Genomic DNA, 17,195 nt, shown 5'->3' with positions numbered 1-17,195 from the left:
TAATGGGTGTTGAAATTATCAGATAAGGCACCATATTAATAATATGGTTGAAGCAGCTAATTTAAAAAAATTAAGTGATTTTGATAATAAATCCTTATTAATCGTTGATGATGACAATCCCTTTAGAGATAGGCTTGCAAGAGCCATGGAAAAAAAGGGATTTGAGGTTTTTCAAGCTGAGGGTGTACAAAAAGGAATACTATCTGTTAAAGAAAAAAAACCAGCTTTTGCAGTTGTCGACTTAAGACTAGCTGATGGCAATGGACTTGAAGTAGTAAAGCAAATTCAAATTTCTAATCCAAGCAGTAGAATTATAATGTTAACAGGATATGGAAATATTCCAACGGCTGTTGCTGCGATTAAAGAAGGTGCAATTGATTACTTAGCAAAGCCAGCAGACGCAGATGATGTTGAGAAAGCATTACTAGCCGATCCAGAGAAAAAAGCTGAACCACCAGAAAACCCTATGTCAGCTGATAGAGTTAAGTGGGAACATATTCATAGAGTTTTTGAATTATGCAATAGAAATGTATCTGAAACTGCTAGAAGACTTAAAATGCACAGAAGAACGTTACAAAGAATTTTATCTAAAAGATCCCCTAGATAAATTTTCTAAATTTGATAATTTTTTTAGCCAATATAGCCAATAAGCAAATTTTAAATAATTCAGCTAATAAAAATGGTGTCACTCCTAATTGAAGAATTGGTTTATCCCATCCAATTAAAGTTCCCAACCAAATAGTTCCAAATACATAAATTACAGAAACAGAAAATATTAATTTTCCAAAAATTATAAAAATATTTTTATTAAGATTTAGATAGCCTGCAAAAAAAGAAGCAAATAAAAATCCAATTAAATATCCCATTGTTGGACCAGTAAAATAAACTATTCCAATACCTTTTTCTGGTGAGTTAGAAAATACTGGCATACCTAAAATACCCTCTAGAAGATAAACAGCAACAGATGCCAGGCCAATTTTATACCCAAAAGCAATTCCTAAAAAAAGAACTACAAAAGTTTGCATTGTCATAGGCACAGGATAAAATGGTATTTTTAATTTAGCTGAAATAGTTAAAGCCATTGTTCCTATAAAAATTAGAATAAATGTTTTTAATACTCTTTGAATTGTATTTGTTTTTAATAGATCCATATCCACAAATTACTATTTATTAATGTGATAATCTAGTTTTTTATTAATCTTAAAAAAACATCCTCTAAATCACCGTCGTCAGTTGAAATATCTATAATTTTGACGTTATTTTTCTTAATTAAATTAATTAATTCTTCCATATTAATTTTACTTTTTTCATAAGAAACACAAACTTCATTATCTAAGTGTGAAACTATTTTTAAAGATTCTAGATCATCATCGTTAATATTTATCTTTATATCAGTTTTAAAGGTTACTTTTTTGGTTTGAATTCTATCTAATAAATTCTTAGTGCTGTCTAGGGCAACAATATTTCCTTTATTTAATATAGCTATTCTTCCACACATTTCCTCAGCCTCCTCAAGGTAATGAGTTGTTAAAATGATTGTTACACCAAGTTCATTTAATAATTTTACATTTTTCCATAAATTTTGTCTTAATTCCACATCAACACCAGCCGTAGGTTCATCTAGAATAACTATTGGTGGCTGATGAACTAAAGCTTTAGCCATTAACAATCTTCTTTTCATTCCACCAGATAAACTTCTAGCATAGCTGTTAGCTTGTTTTTCTAAGGATACCAATTTTAGAATTGTATCTGTAATTCTATCTTTTTCTTTAATTCCATAAAGACCAGCCTGTAATTCTAATAATTTTCTTGGGCTAAAAAATGGATCAAGATTTACTTCTTGAGGAACTATTCCAACCGAAGCTCTAACTTGTCTTGGGTTTTTATCTAAGTCAAAACCCCAGACACTTACTTGACCTGCTGTTTTTACTACTGTTCCAGCTAAAATATTTATAAATGTTGTTTTCCCAGCACCATTAGGACCAAGAAGGCCAAAAATTTCTCCTTCTTTCACGTCTAAGTTTAAATCGTTTAAAGCAAGGTTGTCCCCAGCTTGTTTGTTTGAATAAATTTTTTTTAAATTTTTAACAGAAAGTATATTTTTTTGCTCCATGCGTGGTAATACATTTATAGTATTTAAAATATTTAAGATAATATTATTTAATGGATAAAATAAAAAAAACAGATCATTTTTATTTAATAGATGGTTCAGGTTACATTTTTAGAGCTTATTATGCATTACCACCCCTAACTAGAAAAAGTGACGGTCTTCCAGTAGGTGCAGTTAGTGGATTTTGCAGTATGCTATTTAAACTATTAGAGGATTCAAAATCAAATGAAAATCTTCAAAAACCAACACACTTTGCTGTAATATTTGATGCTGCTAGAAAAACTTTTAGAAATGAAATTTATTCAGACTATAAAGCTAATAGATCAGAAGCCCCAGATGATTTAGCACCACAGTTTGAATACATAAGAAAATCTGTAGTTGCTTTTAATTTACCATCTGTAGATCTTCCAAATTATGAAGCAGATGATTTAATAGCCACTTATGTAGAGCAAATTTTAGCAAAGGGTGCAAAGGTGACAATAGTATCTTCAGATAAAGACTTAATGCAATTGTATAGAAAGGACGTTCGTATATTCGATCCTATGAAAAATAAATTTATAACACCTGAAGATATAGTAACTAAATTTGGAGTGGGCCCAGAAAAAGTTATTGATGTTCAATCCTTAGCTGGAGACAGTAGCGATAATGTTCCGGGAGTACCTGGGATAGGTGTAAAAACTGCAGCAGAACTGATTAATAAGTATGGAACACTAGAAAAATTATTAGATAACGCTCAAGAAATAAAACAAAATAAACGAAGAGAAACACTTATAGAGAACAAAGATAAAGCGATAATTAGCAAAAAATTAGTGACACTAATGAAGGATGCTCCAATTGAAAGAAAGTTAGAGGAATTTCATCTAAAGAAGATTGATAAAGATAAACTATATAAATTTTTAAGAGAAATGGAGTTTAATAGACTTCTTAGTTCTGTCATTTCTGCATACGGAGAACCACTGTTAGAAGAGACAGCAAAAGAGACAAAGCCTGAAAAAAAACATCAAAATATAAGTAAAAAAAATTATCATCTAATTACTAATGAAAAAGAAATAGATGAGTGGATTAACGAAGCAGAAGAAGCTGGAGAGCTAGCAATTGATACAGAAACTAGTTCTTTAGATGCACATCAGACTGATTTAGTGGGAATTTCATTAAGCACTAAAATTGGCAAGGCTTGTTATATTCCAATTGGTCATAAGTTTAAAGGATGTTTAAAAAAAGAAACTGTAATTAAAAAACTCAAACCACTTTTAGAAGACAAGAGTGTAAAAAAAATTGGTCAAAATATTAAGTTTGATTTTATTGTCTTGTATAAACAGGGAATAAATATGAATTCAATGGAAGATACAATGCTGATGTCTTATGTATTAGATGCTGGAAAAAATAGACATAATATGGATACCTTGTCTGAGATTCATCTACAGCATAAAACAATTTCATTTAAAGAAATTGTTGGTACAGGTAAAAAAGAAATAAACTTTAGTGATGTAGAGCTAGATAAGGCAATGGAGTATGCTGCTGAAGATGCTGATATTACTTACAGATTATACAAAATATTTAGTAAAAATTTAAAATTAGAGAAATTAACTAATATTTATGAAATCTTTGAAAAACCTTTAATTAAGATACTAGCATTTATGGAAATTGAAGGAATTAAAATTGATAATAAATTTTTAAAGGTTTTGTCTGAAAAATTTGAAAAAAAAATAAGTAAACTAGAAAAAGAAGTTTTTAAAATTTCAAAAAAAGAATTTAATATTGCATCTCCAAAACAATTAGGTGAAATTATTTATAATGATTTAAAAATTGCTGTACTTAAAAAAACTAGAAAAGGTAGTTTTGCCACAAATGCAAGTGTGTTAGAAGACTTAGCATTTAAAGGACATGAATTTCCAAAATTAATTCTAGATTGGAGACAAGTGTCTAAGCTTAAAAACACTTACTCAGATGCTTTACCTGAACACATTAATCCAAATACTAAACGAGTCCACACATCATTTTTATTGGCAGCAACAACAACAGGAAGACTGGCATCCAGTGATCCAAACCTACAAAATATTCCTATTAAATCAGAGGATGGTAAAGATATAAGAAAAGCTTTTATAGCAGAAAAGGGCTTCACATTAATATCTGCAGATTATAATCAGATTGAAATGAGAATTTTAGCTGACTTGGCAGAAGTTAAGGAGCTGAAAAAAGCGTTTAATAACAATGAAGATATTCATTCTCTTACAGCAAGCCAAGTATTTAACGTTAATATTAAAAAAGTAGACCAAGACATGAGAAGGAAGGCTAAGGCTATTAATTTTGGAATAATTTATGGTATTTCACAATATGGACTTGCAAAACAAATCAACGTTTCAAATCATGAAGCAGATGAATTTTTAAATGCTTATTTTTTAAAATTTCCCGAAATAAAAATTTATATGGATAATACAATTAAGTTTTGCAGAAAAAGTGGATATGTAACCAATATTTTTGGTCGAAGATCTCATTTTAATGGAATTAATGATAAAAATTTCAATGTAAGAAATTTTCAAGAAAGAGCAGCTATTAATGCTCCTATTCAAGGATCAGCATCAGAAATCATGCGACTTGCAATGATTAGACTTAATAAAAAATTTGAAAGTATTAAAAATAATAAATCAAAAATATTATTACAAATTCATGATGAGTTAATTTTTGAGGTTCCAGTAAAAGAAGTCAAAAATATAACTGAAATAATCAAGGATGAAATGACGAGTGTTACAGAAAGTGATTTACACACTTTTTCAACACCATTGACGGTAGATGTGAATACAGGGGACAATTGGGGAATACTTCATTAATTTATCTCCATTGCCTAAATTAGAACAATTTAGTATTTTTAAAGTAGAATATGCAAACTCAGACAATAGCTCTTATTGATGACGATAGAAATATACTCACAAGTATAAGTATAGCTCTTGAAAAAGAAGGCTTTAAAGTTCAAACATATATTGATGGAGAAAGTGCTCTAATTGGGTTAACTAGAAATCCACCAGACCTTGCTGTTATAGATATAAAAATGCCAAAAATGGATGGTGAAGAGCTTTTAAAAAAGTTAAGAAAAAAAACTTCCTTGCCTGTAATTTTTTTAACTTCAAAAGATGATGAGATAGATGAATTATTAGGCTTAAAATTGGGCGCAGATGATTTTATAAAAAAGTCAGGAGGTTTTTCCATTAAAGTTTTAATAGAAAGAATAAGAGTTCAACTTAGAAAAAAAGATATAAACAATAATCTTGAAGACACAAAAAATATTATTTCACATGGGAAGCTAAAACTTGACCCTTCACAACTTGAATGTGAATGGGATAACAAGCAACTACCAGATAAACTAACTACTACAGAATTTTTAATAGTTAAAGAATTAGCAAAGAGACCGGGAATAATAAAAGAAAGAGCTCAGCTTATGGACATTGCCTATCGAGAAGATACTGATATTGAAGATAGAACTATTGATAGTCATGTTAAAAGAATTAGAAAAAAATTTAAAAAAGTTGATCCTGATTTTACAGCTATAGAAACAAGATATGGCAGTGGATACAGATGGAACGTTAGTTAATGTTCAGTAATTTTCTAAAAAGTTTATCTATATTAAAAAAATTTTTATTCATTAATTTGGTTATTTTTTTAATTATAGGAATTTTAACAGCACTTTACATTAGCAATGCAAAACCTAATTTAATAAAAAATAAAACCTCCAAACATATTCAAATAATTAACAATACAATTGAGCATATTTTAAGGTTAAATATAAAATTTGAGGAAGAAGATATTAGAAAATTTTTATTTTCAACAAGATTTTTATTTCAAAACTTAGATAGAGTTATCTTATTTGATAATCAATTTAATTTAGTAGGTGATACTGATACGCTAGATTTAGACCCAAGATCCTTTTCTAGTAGACTAGATATAGTCGAGCTAGAAATATTAGACGAAGAAAAAAGCAAAAAAATTGTTGAAACAAAAAATATAAATAAAGAAAAAACAGTTTCATTCAAAGATGTTCTTACTAATTATTCGTGGTCAAAAGATTATGGAAAGCCTTTTACTTTTATACAGGAAGGCTATGATCAATTTTTACTAACAACAGTTAAAAACATAACACTAAATGGAGTTAATATTGGATACCTAGCAATTTCAGAAAATGCTAATGATGTAAAATCTGCTATTGATGAAAGAAAAACATTTATTCTAAGAACAGCAATATTTATAATTATAGTAATATTTATATTCTCTTTTGTTTTAAATAGATATTTTCTAAAACCTATAAAGAACTTAGTAGCATATACAAAAATTATAAAAGAAAAGAGCAAAAAAAAAACAAATATTAATGAACTTAAAAGTAGAAATGACGAGCTAGGAACTTTGTCAAATTCGTTAGATGATATGACAAGTGAACTTCAAAAAAGAATTTCACATGCAGAAAATTTTTCAACTGATCTTGTTCATGAGATAAGAAACCCCTTAACATCATTAAAAAGTGCTTCAGAAATATTGAATGAAACTGATGATCAATCTCAAAGAAGTAAATTAATTAGTATTCTCAATCACGATGTTCAAAGAATTGAAAGATTGATCACTGATTATTCTCAAATACTAAAAGATGAGGTTGCATTAAGTAAAGAAAAAATGAAAAAAATTAATCTCAAATTAATTGCAAGATCTGTAGTAGATGATTTTAATAATATTTATGAAGCAAAAAGAGGAATTAAAATAATGTTAAATGATCAAGATGATCAAGAAGAATATTTTATTAATGGAATAGAAAATAGAATTGAACAAATTATTGCAAATTTATTAGATAATTCAATTTCATTTAGTGATGATAACAAAAAAATCTTAGTTGAAATTTACAAAGGAGATAAAGATAAAATTATTTTTAAAGTTATTGATGAAGGTAAAGGATTTAAGGAAACAGATACAAAAAAAATATTTAATAGATTTTATAGTAATAGACCGGACACCTTTGGTGAGCATTCTGGTTTAGGCTTAAATATAGTAAAAAACCTTGTTGAACTCCATAGTGCTACCATTAATGCCTCAAACAATGTAACGCAAGAAGGTGCAAATGTTGAGATTGTCTTCCCTAAAGTTTAATCATAAGTTGATTAATTAAATTTTTATTATATAAAACTGAGCAATGGATGATTTTAAAGTAAAAGATATATCGTTAGCAGACTTTGGAAGAAAAGAAATTTCGATAGCTGAAAGTGAAATGCCTGGTCTAATGGCATTAAGAGAAGAATACTCAGGAAAAGCACCCTTAAAAGGAGCAAGAATATTGGGATGTCTTCATATGACAATTCAAACAGCAGTTTTAATTGAAACTTTAGTAGAGCTTGGAGCAGAAGTTAGATGGTCTTCTTGTAATATTTTTTCAACACAAGATCATGCTGCTGCAGCAATAGCTAAAGCAGGAATACCAGTTTTTGCTTGGAAAGGTGAAACTGAAGAGGAAGCTGTATGGTGCATCAGACAAACAATAGAAGGTAAAAAAGACTGGAAAGCAAATATGCTATTAGATGATGGTGGTGATTTAACTGCAATGATGCACAGCGATTACAAAGATTTGTTAAAGGAAGTAAAAGGTGTTTCAGAAGAAACAACAACTGGAATTAAAGCATTAAACAAAATGGAAAAAGATGGAACATTAATGATTCCAGCAATTAATGTTAATGACTCAGTTACAAAATCCAAATTTGATAACCTATATGGTTGTAGAGAAAGTTTAGTAGATGGAATTAGAAGAGCCACAGATGTAATGATGTCTGGTAAAGTTGCAATTGTAGCAGGCTTTGGGGATGTTGGAAAAGGTAGTGCTGCATCTTTAAGACAAAGTGGTGCTCGAGTGATGGTTACAGAAGCGGATCCAATTTGTGCACTCCAAGCAGCAATGGAAGGTTATGAAGTAGTTTTAATGGATGAAGCTATAAGTAAGGCAGATATTGTTGTTACTGCTACAGGTAATATAGATATTGTTACTGCAGATCATATGAGAAATATGAAAGATAGAGCAATCCTTTGTAATATTGGACACTTCGATAATGAGATTCAAGTAGAAGCCTTAAAAAATTATAAATGGACAGAAGTAAAACCAGAAGTTGATGAAATAGAATTAGTTGATGGAAAGAGAATTATTCTTTTAGCCAAAGGTAGATTGGTAAATTTAGGTTGTGCAACAGGGCATCCAAGTTTTGTAATGAGTGCATCATTTACAAATCAAGTAATGGCACAAATTGAACTTTGGCATAATCATAAAAATTATGAAAATAAAGTTTATGTATTACCAAAATCATTAGATGAAAAAGTGGCAATGCTTCACTTAAAAAAAGTAGGTGCTAAACTTACAAAACTATCAAAAGACCAAGCTGATTATATAAGTGTTGAAACAGAAGGACCATTCAAACCAGATGCTTATCGCTACTAATAGCGAAAAAATAGATATCTCCCTAGAAGATAAAACATCTGAGCTAGCTAAAAGTTTTTCAAGAGCATTACAAAAAGGAGATGTAGCTTATTTTCATGGAGAAATAGGTGTTGGCAAAACCACATTTATAAGACACCTTATTAATAATCTTCAACAATTAAATAAAATCAATTTAACCGAAGTTACTAGTCCTACCTTTAATTTGGTAAATGAATATGATGTTGGAAATTTTATAATACAGCATTATGATTTGTACAGGTTGACTGACTATAGTGAAATAAAAAACATTGGTTTATTTGAAAATAGAGAAGAAGTTGTGACATTAATTGAATGGCCTGAGAAAATAAAAGAAACTATTGACTCCAAAATTGATTTACATTTTGAATACAATGATGATTTGAATAAAAGATATTTAACAATTAAGGGAGTTAAAAATAAATAATAGATGTTACAAACTAATGATAAATTAAAAAAAATTAAAGGTGATGCATCATTTAGATCTTTTTATAGAAAGTCATCATCAAAAAAAAAATCAATCGTAGTTTTTGCCTCTAAGGAAAAAGAGAAAAATTTGCTAATATATGATGCAATAAATAGTCTTCTAATTAAAAATAAAGTTTTAGCACCTAAACTTTATAGCGAAAATTATAAAAAAAATTATATAGAAATTGAAGATTTTGGAGACGACTCAGTTTTTAGTTTATTAAAAAAAAATAAAAACCAAAAAGAAACTCTCTATAAAAAATCTATTGATTTACTTGGAGTGATTCAAAAAATTAAACAAAATCGATCTAAAAACTTTAAAGGTAAAACTTATAAAATTCCTATTTATGATAATGTTAAATTATTCAATGAGGCAAATTTATTTTGTGAATGGTATGCAAAAAAATTTGTAAAACAAAATAAACTACCCAAGTTTAAAATTGATATAAAAAAACAAATTAGGTTTTTACTAACGCACCTTCAATCAAAAGAAAAAGTTTTTGTTCATAGAGATTTTCATGTATCGAATTTAATGAAGTTCAAAAATAAAATAGGAGTTATCGACTCGCAAGATGCTTTAATTGGAAATAGGGCTTATGATTTAGCTTCCCTAATTGATGATGTTAGATTTAGGACAGATGAAATATTTAAAAATAAAATTTATCGTTATTATTTAAAACTAAATAAAAAAAGAGTTAACAAGGCTACTTTATTAAGTGATTTTGAAATATTGTCCATTTTAAGAAATATGAAAATCATTGGAATATTCACTAGATTGGCCATGAGAGATAAGAAAAAGCAATATTTGAAATTAATACCCTATGCTTGGAAGTTAATTGAATTAAGAATCTCCAACAATAAAAAATTTTCTGAGCTCAAAAGCTTATTAGAGCTTAATTTTTCCAAAAAAATAAGAAATCAGAAATGAAGATTAAAACTGCATTAATTTTATGTGCTGGATATGGTAAACGCTTAAACCCAATAACACTGACAACCCCGAAACCTCTACTAAAGATAAACGAAATAACTTTATTAGAAAATTGTATTAATTTAATACATTCTTTGGGAATTGATAAAATTTTAATTAACACATTTTACCTAAGTGAAAAAATTGAACAATTTCTTAAAGATAAGAAATTTAATTTAGAAATTAAAATAATAAATGATGGCTCAAATATTTTAGATACAGGAGGTGGAATTTTAAATTTAATAAATTCATCTAATGAAACAGATTTTATGATATTTAATCCAGACACTGTATGGAATGAGAATTATAAAAAATATATTAAAGATATGGAAAAATTTTATTTTTTAAATAAAGTTAAAAATATACTTTTATTAGCTAATGAAAAATTGAGTTTTGACAAAAATTTGAAGGGTGATTTCAATCTTAAAAAGAATATTATAAAAAAAGATGAACTTAATCACTTAATTTATACAGGATGCCAAATCTTAAATAAGAGTTTATTTGATTCTTATGAGGTAGGTAATTTTTCCATTTCAAATATTTGGAATAAATTAATTGATAAAGACGATTTATATGGTTTTGAGAGTTTTGAAGACTTTAGACATTTAACAGATCTGAATATTTACAAAAAATTATTAAAAAACTAACAAGTCCTTAGCTCTATCTTGATCTAGGTAAGAGCATTCTTTAATATTTTGCTTTGAATCTAAATTTATCAAAAGTGGATTGCCTGTTGGTATTTCGAGTAATGTTATCCTTTGATTGTCTAATTTAAATAAAAATTTGCATAACGCTCTTATAGAATTCCCGTGAGCTGAAATTAAAATATTTTTATCATTTTTTAGTTTCATTTGAATTTCATCAATATAAAATTTCATTACTCTATCGTAGGTATCTTTAAGGGACTCGGTATCAGGAATATTTTCTTTTGGAATGCTTTTATAAACTCCTATATTTAACGGGTGATATGGATTGTTTCTACTTAATGGATCTGGTTTAATATCCCAAGATCTTCTAAAAGCATGTATTTTATCTTCACCAAGCTTTTCTTTCATTTCATCTTTATTTAGCCCCGTTAAAGCTCCATAATGTCTTTCATTTAATTGCCAGGCTTTAACTGGTTCTCTTTTATCTCTTAATGTGTCCTGAATAAATTTTAGTGTGTTGATAGCCCTTAACTGAAATGATGAATAAAAATAATCAATATCAATTTTAGTTTCCTTAATATACTCTCCAGCCTTGCAGGCTTCTAATTTACCTTGCCCTGTAAGGTCTACATCTACCCAGCCTGTAAATCTTTTCTCAAGATTCCATTCACTTTGACCATGTCTTACTAAAATTAAACGAGCCATTTGATATATTCTGATAACTGATAAAAGAAATAAAATAAATAAGATTATTATGAATAAGTTAAAAAACTTTTTTAGAATTGGGTTTTATTCTTCAAATATCATATTGATAATATTTTATTTATACCCAGGCAGTATTCTTGGATGGTTTTTGTATAATGATCGTTATACACAACCTCAAATTACCAGAGATTTTATAATTTCATCAAACCATTTTTATGCTTTTGTTTTACTTACAAGCTTAGGAGTACTTTCTTTTCATAATACTAAAAAGATTAATTTTTTAAGTGTTTATTTATTTCTATTATCAATTTTTTTAGAACTATTTCATATTATTATTCCAAATCGGGGATTTGAGATGAGTGATTTATTTGGAAATATTGTGGGTGTAATATTAGTAATACTTATCTATAAGATTATAATTAGGAATGTCAAAACTTAGAAATCATTTTTCAATACTATTAATTATTTTTATTACTGGCTGTTCCTCAATACCTCAAAATACTTCAAATAGTTGTTCAATTTTTAATGAAAGATACCTTTGGTATAAACATGCCAAAAAAACTGAACAAAAATGGGGAACCCCAATTTATATTCAGTTAGCTATAATTAAGATGGAGTCAGACTTTGATTGGCTAGCAAAACCGCCAAGGCAAAAATTATTTAAGATTATACCATTTAAGAGGCCCTCTAGTTCATTTGGATATTCACAAGCGGTAAAAGGAACTTGGGAGCAGTATAAAAATGAAACTGGAAATAAATTAGCAACAAGAACAAGATTTAAAGATAGTGTAGATTTTATTGGTTGGTATACTGATAAAACTGAGTCTCTTTTAAAAATTTCTAAGAAAGATGCCTTTAGACAGTATCTTGCGTATCATGAAGGGTGGGGTGGTTATAAAGATTATAAGAATAATCAGAAAGTTATAGGCTTAGCTAAAAAAGTAGAAAAACAATCTAATAAATATAAATCTCAATTACAAGATTGTCAGAAAAGATTAAATAAAAATAAATATATTATTTTTTAACGAAGTTGTTTTTTTAGCTCAATATCAACAGCATCAATTCGTTTCGTATTCTTTGCTAATACCAAATACATGGTTGGCGTTACATATAATGTAAAGAATGTTGATATAATCATTCCTCCCAGAATAGTTGCACCCACAGCTAATCTTGAAGCTTCACCTGCGCCTGGTCCAATATTTCCTATGACCAAAGGCATCATTGCTATCATTGTGCTTATTGACGTCATCATTATGGGTCTAAATCTTAATTGACAAGCTTCCTTAACAGATGTTTCTATATTTTTTCCAGCTGTTCTTAACTGATTGGCATAATCAACAATTAGAATACTATTTTTAGTTGATATTCCAATTAGTATGACAAGTGCTATTTGTGAGAAGATATTAATAGAACTGTTCAAGAATAATATAAAGACCAAGCCTCCAAACAAAGCAAGTGGAACAGTTAACATAATAATAAATGGATGAATAAATGAATTAAAGGTTGCAGCCATTACTAGGTATGCAGTTAGAAATGCTAATCCAAAAATAATAAATAGTTCATTACTAGTTTCTTTTATTTCTTCTGATTTACCTTTCCATGCAATTTGATTAGAGGAGCCAATTTCTTCCATTGTTTCTTCTAAATATGCAATTGCTTCTGTAAGTGTATAAGACTCTGATATATTTGCTGATATTGTTACAGCTCTCTGCCTGTTATATCTTGCTAATTTTTTTGCAGATCCAATTTCACTGAACTCTACTAAATTTGATAAAGAGATAAGTTTACCAGAGCTTTCAGATCTAACAAATATTTTAGAAAGACCTTCTTGCGATCGTCTATCTGCCAAGTATTGTTGAAGTATAATTGGGTATTCTTTACCAAGTCTATTAAATTTTGTTACAGTTTTTCCACCATAAAGAGTTTCTAAGGTTTTGCCAATTGAGTCTGTAGACACACTTAAATCTTTAGCCTTATTTTTGTTAATTACTAATTTAACTTCTGGTTTATCTCTAGAATAGTCAGATTCTATTCTAGATAAATTTTTATTTTGTCTTAATTTATTGATAACTTTAGACTGTATTTCCTCTAACTCCTCATAAGTACTGCCCAATATAACCATTTGAACTGGTTTATTGTAACTAGAAACTCTGATAGATTGAGGTGATATTGGAAAAGCTACTGTTTCAGGAACAGTCACAATTTTTCCAATTGCTTCCCTCATTATTGTTTGTGAACTTTTATCTCGTTCAGCCCATTCATCTAATAATGCAATTATTATAAAGCTATTAAAAGAATTTTTATTGCTACCAAAGCCTGGCACTCTCATTATAAATCTTTTGTATGGACTATCCTCAGCTTGAAGAAGAGGAATTAACCTTTTTTCAACATCTTCTGCTCTTTTTTCAGTATATTCAAAAGAGCTTCCTTCATCTGTAAATCCTAGAACAAGATAAACCCCTCTATCTTCTAAGGGTAATAATTCTTTTTTTGTAATATTAAACAAAACACCAGAAATAATAATAGTGAAGACTATAAATGAAATTATGATTTTTTTCTTATTAAGCCAATACCCCAATGTTTCTTCATAAAATTTTAAGAATGATTTAAAAAACTTATCAAATTTAGTGACTATAAAATTTTGTTTTGGCTCTTTCTTTAAAAACTTACTTGCTAACATAGGTGATAGTGTAAGAGCAACAAAAGAAGACACCACAACAGAAACAGATAATGCTATGGCTGTTTCTCTAAATAATGTTCCTGCAATTCCATCAATAAAAATTAAAGGAATAAAAACTGCAACTAGAATTAAAGTTGTTGCAATGATTGCAAAGCTAATTTGTTTTGATCCTTTATAAGCTGCAACTAATGGGCTCTCTCCATTTTCAATTCTTCTATAAATTGCATCTGTCATTATGACCGAGTCGTCAGTAATTATTCCAATTGCTAAAATAAAACTTAATAAGACAAATATGTTTATTGATAAACCAAACAAATAAAGACCCAAAAACGATGCTATTAAGCTTACAGGTAGTGCAACTGCTGGTACAATTACAGCTTTTATATTACCTAAGAATAAATAAATAATTATAACCACAAGAATAAAAGCGATGATTAAAGTTTTGTATACTTCATCGATAGCAGTGCCCACATATGTTGCCCTGTTAAAAGCTACTTCTATATTTAAATCATCTGGTAATGTTTTTTTAACCTCATCTATTTTTTTATTTATTTCTTTAGAAAGCTCTACAGTTGAAGCGCCACTTTTTGCGTAAATACCAATTCCAACTGTCTTTAAATTCAAGGCATCTTTACTTTGGGCCTTAAAAAGATTTTTTTCTGAAACTGGACCAAACTCAATATTGGCAATATCCGAAAGTCTTACGACATTATTTATGTTTTTTTTAATAGGTAATGTCTTTAATTTTTCTATATCGTTATATGACTTATCTAAATTTAGTATCAAATCTATGTTGGTAGCTTCTAATGTTCCTGCTGGCAGACTTACATTTTCTTTTCTTAAAGCTCCCTCAACTTCTTGAATAGTTAAATTGTTTGCAGCAAGTTTAATAGGATCAATCCAAACTCTTACACTTAGATCTCTTAAACCACCGGTTCTAATAGTTCCTACGTTCTTAACACTTGAGAACTGATCTACTAAATATCTCTCGACATAATCTCCAAGCTCTAAATCACTCCAGGTTGCAGAAGATACAGCCAGCCACATAGTGGTTGAAAATCCTGCTGATTGTTTGAGAATTTGAGGTGCTGCTGCTTCACTTGGCAATCTATCGACAACTCTTGCAACTCTTTCTCTTATATCATTAGCAGCATTATCTAGGTCTATATCAGGATTAAATTCAACATTAATTGAACTGCTCCCATTTTCTGATGTTGAGTTAATATTTTTTATTCCTTCTACTCCACCTATTACATCTTCTATTACTTGTGTTACTTCCTGATCAATTATAGGAGCTGATGCAGATTTGTAGTCTACTTTAACTTGAACTACAGGTGGTTGTAAGCCCTCAGGCAGTTCTCTTACTGGCAATTGTGAAAAAACAAATATTCCAAAAACAATTAATATAAGAGACATTACCCAAGCAACAACTGGTCTTCTTATACTTACGTCAGTTATAAACATTATTTTTTAATTGGTTTAATTTTGCCTCTTGGTCTAACTTTTTTTAAACCCTCAGCTACAATATTATCTCCATTAGCTAAACCTGAAACTACTTCAATAAAACCAGAGTCTCTTATTCCAATAACAATTTCAGCTTTATTAGTCACATTATCTTCTGCAACTTTATAAACATAAGTTTTGTTACCTTCCATGATTAAACTTGTATCTGGAATACTCATGGAATTTCTCTCATTATATTTAACAATAATCTCCAAAAGAGAACCTGGTAAAATTTCAAAATTATCATTTTCTAATTTTATTCTTATAGCTAATGATCTTGTATCCACATCAATCCTGCCAGCTGTTGAGTCAACAACACCTGAATAAATTTTTTCACTATTACCTGAAAATTTAACATCAACATTTAAATTTTCTCTAATAAAACTTGCGTAAAGCTCAGGAATATCTACATCTACATAAATAGTCGAAGTATCTTCTAGTTGTATTAAAAGTGAACTTTCAGAAACTTTAATATCATTTGAAAAATCCCTTTTAGTCACCACTCCATCAAAAGATGCTATTAAATTTCTAGTTTTTAATTTTGTTATTAAATCACCTTTTTTCAATTTTCTATTGAATTCTATTGGGTTAACTATTTCATATTTTTCAATTTTGTATGATTTAGTTCTAAAAGGAATTGCTGTTCCATAAGTTGAAACTTTTTGAGAGAAATTTTTTGCTACAACTTCAGTTACTATTATTCCTGGAGGAGGTCTTTTGCTAAATTTTTTTTTAAAATGATTTCCTATCATTGTTCTTCCAACAATTACTATTATAATAATTAAAAAGAAGGCAAGAATTGCAGTTCCGATTTTTGTAGATCTTTTCATATTTTAATTTTTTCCATATTCACTCCATGATCCGTCGTAAATAGTAGGCATATATTTATTATCTATTAAGGAATAAGCAAGAGCCAAAACTGAAGCGGTAACACCAGAACCACATGTAAATACAATGTTTTTGCCCATCTCATATCCTGTTGATTTAAACTTTTCATGAATCTTTTCTTTACTAATAAATGTATGATCTTGATTTATAAGTTCAGAGAAGGGTAGACAAAAAGATTTTTTGATAGAGCCACTTCGCAATCCTTTTCTTGGCTCAGGAACTTTACCCTCAAATCTTTCTAAACTTCTTGCATCAATAATATTAAAATTGTTTTCTAAAATATTTTTGTTAATTTGGTTTATATCTTTTACTAACTCTTTTTTTTCATTTGCAATATAGTTAGAGGGAATAATCTTAATTACATCACTAGTGGTTGCTTTATCTTCCTTAATCCATTTTTTTAATCCACCATCTAATACATGGACTAATTCTGGATTGTGACCAAAATAGATAAAATTATACCAACATCTACACGAACTAATTACATCTGAATTATCATAGATAATTATTTGATCATCATTTTCAATTCCCATGCTTGACACTATATTTTCCCATGACTTAGCATCTGTTAACATATGAGGTAGATCGATATCTTTTTTAGAATTTTCATCTAAATCAAAAAAAATTGCATTTTTAATATGATTGTTTTTATATTCATCAAAACCATTACGTTCTGTCTGAGGCATGTGCCATGAGCAATCAATAATTTTTACTTTATCTAAATTTTCTTCTAACCAATTTGTTTCAACTAAAGACAT

16 protein-coding genes are annotated in these 17,195 nt (G+C 28.6%); 10 read left to right on the top strand and 6 right to left on the bottom strand.

Annotation, left to right across the window (positions count from 1 at the left end):
* The first annotated feature begins 43 nt into the window (after positions 1-43).
* Entirely contained in the window at positions 44-607 is a 564-nt protein-coding gene (locus AC5SLT_RS06060; protein WP_006997707.1) for an ActR/PrrA/RegA family redox response regulator transcription factor, read from the top strand.
* On the opposite strand, the gene AC5SLT_RS06055 is transcribed toward AC5SLT_RS06060, so the two are convergent.
* On the bottom strand, positions 600-1,151 hold the full coding sequence (locus AC5SLT_RS06055) for a biotin transporter BioY (protein ID WP_494591704.1): 552 nt from the start codon (positions 1,149-1,151) through the stop codon (positions 600-602). The genes AC5SLT_RS06060 and AC5SLT_RS06055 overlap by 8 nt on opposite strands.
* Positions 1,152-1,183: 32 nt before the next feature.
* Positions 1,184-2,113: an ABC transporter ATP-binding protein gene (locus AC5SLT_RS06050; RefSeq protein WP_494591702.1), complete on the bottom strand. Its 930-nt coding sequence runs from the start codon at positions 2,111-2,113 to the stop codon at positions 1,184-1,186.
* Positions 2,114-2,163: 50 nt separating this feature from the next.
* Here AC5SLT_RS06050 and polA point away from each other — a divergent pair, with 50 nt between their 5' ends.
* From polA to AC5SLT_RS06015, 7 genes are read left to right on the top strand one after another with little or no spacing between them, the layout of a single operon-like run.
* Entirely contained in the window at positions 2,164-4,938 is a 2,775-nt protein-coding gene (gene polA / locus AC5SLT_RS06045) for a DNA polymerase I (protein WP_494591700.1), read from the top strand.
* A 50-nt stretch (positions 4,939-4,988) separates the two neighbouring features.
* Positions 4,989-5,696: a response regulator transcription factor gene (locus tag AC5SLT_RS06040; protein WP_006997711.1), complete on the top strand. Its 708-nt coding sequence runs from the start codon at positions 4,989-4,991 to the stop codon at positions 5,694-5,696.
* Positions 5,696-7,234: a sensor histidine kinase gene (locus AC5SLT_RS06035; RefSeq protein WP_006997712.1), complete on the top strand. Its 1,539-nt coding sequence runs from the start codon at positions 5,696-5,698 to the stop codon at positions 7,232-7,234. Before AC5SLT_RS06040 ends, AC5SLT_RS06035 begins: the two co-directional genes overlap by 1 nt.
* Positions 7,235-7,277: 43 nt before the next feature.
* A complete protein-coding gene (ahcY, locus tag AC5SLT_RS06030) occupies positions 7,278-8,564 on the top strand; it encodes an adenosylhomocysteinase (RefSeq protein ID WP_006997713.1) in 1,287 nt (428 codons plus the stop codon).
* A complete protein-coding gene (gene tsaE / locus AC5SLT_RS06025; RefSeq protein ID WP_494591698.1) occupies positions 8,548-9,006 on the top strand; it encodes a tRNA (adenosine(37)-N6)-threonylcarbamoyltransferase complex ATPase subunit type 1 TsaE in 459 nt (152 codons plus the stop codon). Before ahcY ends, tsaE begins: the two co-directional genes overlap by 17 nt.
* 3 nt (positions 9,007-9,009) lie before the next feature.
* The gene (locus tag AC5SLT_RS06020; protein ID WP_494591696.1) at positions 9,010-9,975 is read left to right on the top strand and encodes an aminoglycoside phosphotransferase family protein; all 966 of its coding nucleotides are present in this window, start codon (positions 9,010-9,012) and stop codon (positions 9,973-9,975) included.
* Positions 9,972-10,661 (top strand): sugar phosphate nucleotidyltransferase, encoded by a 690-nt coding sequence (locus AC5SLT_RS06015; RefSeq protein WP_494591694.1) that lies wholly within the window; start codon positions 9,972-9,974, stop codon positions 10,659-10,661. Before AC5SLT_RS06020 ends, AC5SLT_RS06015 begins: the two co-directional genes overlap by 4 nt.
* Here AC5SLT_RS06015 and AC5SLT_RS06010 read toward each other — a convergent pair.
* Entirely contained in the window at positions 10,650-11,366 is a 717-nt protein-coding gene (locus AC5SLT_RS06010; RefSeq protein WP_494591692.1) for a 2,3-bisphosphoglycerate-dependent phosphoglycerate mutase, read from the bottom strand. The two genes, AC5SLT_RS06015 and AC5SLT_RS06010, sit on opposite strands and share 12 nt — an antisense overlap.
* A gap of 49 nt (positions 11,367-11,415) precedes the next feature.
* Between AC5SLT_RS06010 and AC5SLT_RS06005 the strand changes: the two genes are divergently transcribed.
* Positions 11,416-11,805 (top strand): VanZ family protein, encoded by a 390-nt coding sequence (locus AC5SLT_RS06005; RefSeq protein WP_494591691.1) that lies wholly within the window; start codon positions 11,416-11,418, stop codon positions 11,803-11,805.
* A complete protein-coding gene (locus AC5SLT_RS06000) occupies positions 11,792-12,391 on the top strand; it encodes a transglycosylase SLT domain-containing protein (RefSeq protein ID WP_278386718.1) in 600 nt (199 codons plus the stop codon). The genes AC5SLT_RS06005 and AC5SLT_RS06000 overlap by 14 nt, the downstream gene beginning before the upstream one ends.
* Here AC5SLT_RS06000 and AC5SLT_RS05995 read toward each other — a convergent pair.
* Genes AC5SLT_RS05995 through AC5SLT_RS05985 form a run of 3 tightly spaced genes read right to left on the bottom strand, consistent with a single transcriptional unit; the run spans position 12,388 to position 17,195 of the window.
* Positions 12,388-15,510 (bottom strand): efflux RND transporter permease subunit, encoded by a 3,123-nt coding sequence (locus AC5SLT_RS05995; protein ID WP_271499645.1) that lies wholly within the window; start codon positions 15,508-15,510, stop codon positions 12,388-12,390. The two genes, AC5SLT_RS06000 and AC5SLT_RS05995, sit on opposite strands and share 4 nt — an antisense overlap.
* Complete coding sequence (locus AC5SLT_RS05990; RefSeq protein ID WP_494591689.1) at positions 15,510-16,379, bottom strand: efflux RND transporter periplasmic adaptor subunit; 870 nt, start codon at positions 16,377-16,379, stop codon at positions 15,510-15,512. The genes AC5SLT_RS05995 and AC5SLT_RS05990 overlap by 1 nt, the downstream gene beginning before the upstream one ends.
* A 3-nt stretch (positions 16,380-16,382) precedes the next feature.
* Positions 16,383-17,195: a sulfurtransferase gene (locus tag AC5SLT_RS05985; protein ID WP_494591687.1), complete on the bottom strand. Its 813-nt coding sequence runs from the start codon at positions 17,193-17,195 to the stop codon at positions 16,383-16,385.

The organism is Candidatus Pelagibacter sp. PS_11 (assembly GCF_059417975.1).
The sequence above is the reverse complement of the archived record's forward strand: the minus strand, read 5'-3'. Positions and strand labels throughout refer to the sequence as shown.

Bases quoted from the DNA above. Each gene is read 5' to 3' on its own strand.
- AC5SLT_RS05985 (WP_494591687.1), bottom strand. From the start codon at position 17,195: ATGTCTTTAGTTGAAACAAATTGGTTAGAAGAAAATTTAGATAAAGTA.
- AC5SLT_RS06035 (WP_006997712.1), top strand. From the start codon at position 5,696: ATGTTCAGTAATTTTCTAAAAAGTTTATCTATATTAAAAAAATTTTTA.
- AC5SLT_RS06055 (WP_494591704.1), bottom strand. From the start codon at position 1,151: ATGGATCTATTAAAAACAAATACAATTCAAAGAGTATTAAAAACATTT.
- AC5SLT_RS06010 (WP_494591692.1), bottom strand. From the start codon at position 11,366: ATGGCTCGTTTAATTTTAGTAAGACATGGTCAAAGTGAATGGAATCTT.
- AC5SLT_RS06015 (WP_494591694.1), top strand. From the start codon at position 9,972: ATGAAGATTAAAACTGCATTAATTTTATGTGCTGGATATGGTAAACGC.
- ahcY (WP_006997713.1), top strand. From the start codon at position 7,278: ATGGATGATTTTAAAGTAAAAGATATATCGTTAGCAGACTTTGGAAGA.
- AC5SLT_RS06020 (WP_494591696.1), top strand. From the start codon at position 9,010: ATGTTACAAACTAATGATAAATTAAAAAAAATTAAAGGTGATGCATCA.
- AC5SLT_RS06060 (WP_006997707.1), top strand. From the start codon at position 44: ATGGTTGAAGCAGCTAATTTAAAAAAATTAAGTGATTTTGATAATAAA.
- AC5SLT_RS05990 (WP_494591689.1), bottom strand. From the start codon at position 16,379: ATGAAAAGATCTACAAAAATCGGAACTGCAATTCTTGCCTTCTTTTTA.
- AC5SLT_RS06040 (WP_006997711.1), top strand. From the start codon at position 4,989: ATGCAAACTCAGACAATAGCTCTTATTGATGACGATAGAAATATACTC.
- AC5SLT_RS06050 (WP_494591702.1), bottom strand. From the start codon at position 2,113: ATGGAGCAAAAAAATATACTTTCTGTTAAAAATTTAAAAAAAATTTAT.
- AC5SLT_RS05995 (WP_271499645.1), bottom strand. From the start codon at position 15,510: ATGTTTATAACTGACGTAAGTATAAGAAGACCAGTTGTTGCTTGGGTA.
- AC5SLT_RS06000 (WP_278386718.1), top strand. From the start codon at position 11,792: ATGTCAAAACTTAGAAATCATTTTTCAATACTATTAATTATTTTTATT.
- tsaE (WP_494591698.1), top strand. From the start codon at position 8,548: ATGCTTATCGCTACTAATAGCGAAAAAATAGATATCTCCCTAGAAGAT.
- AC5SLT_RS06005 (WP_494591691.1), top strand. From the start codon at position 11,416: ATGAATAAGTTAAAAAACTTTTTTAGAATTGGGTTTTATTCTTCAAAT.
- polA (WP_494591700.1), top strand. From the start codon at position 2,164: ATGGATAAAATAAAAAAAACAGATCATTTTTATTTAATAGATGGTTCA.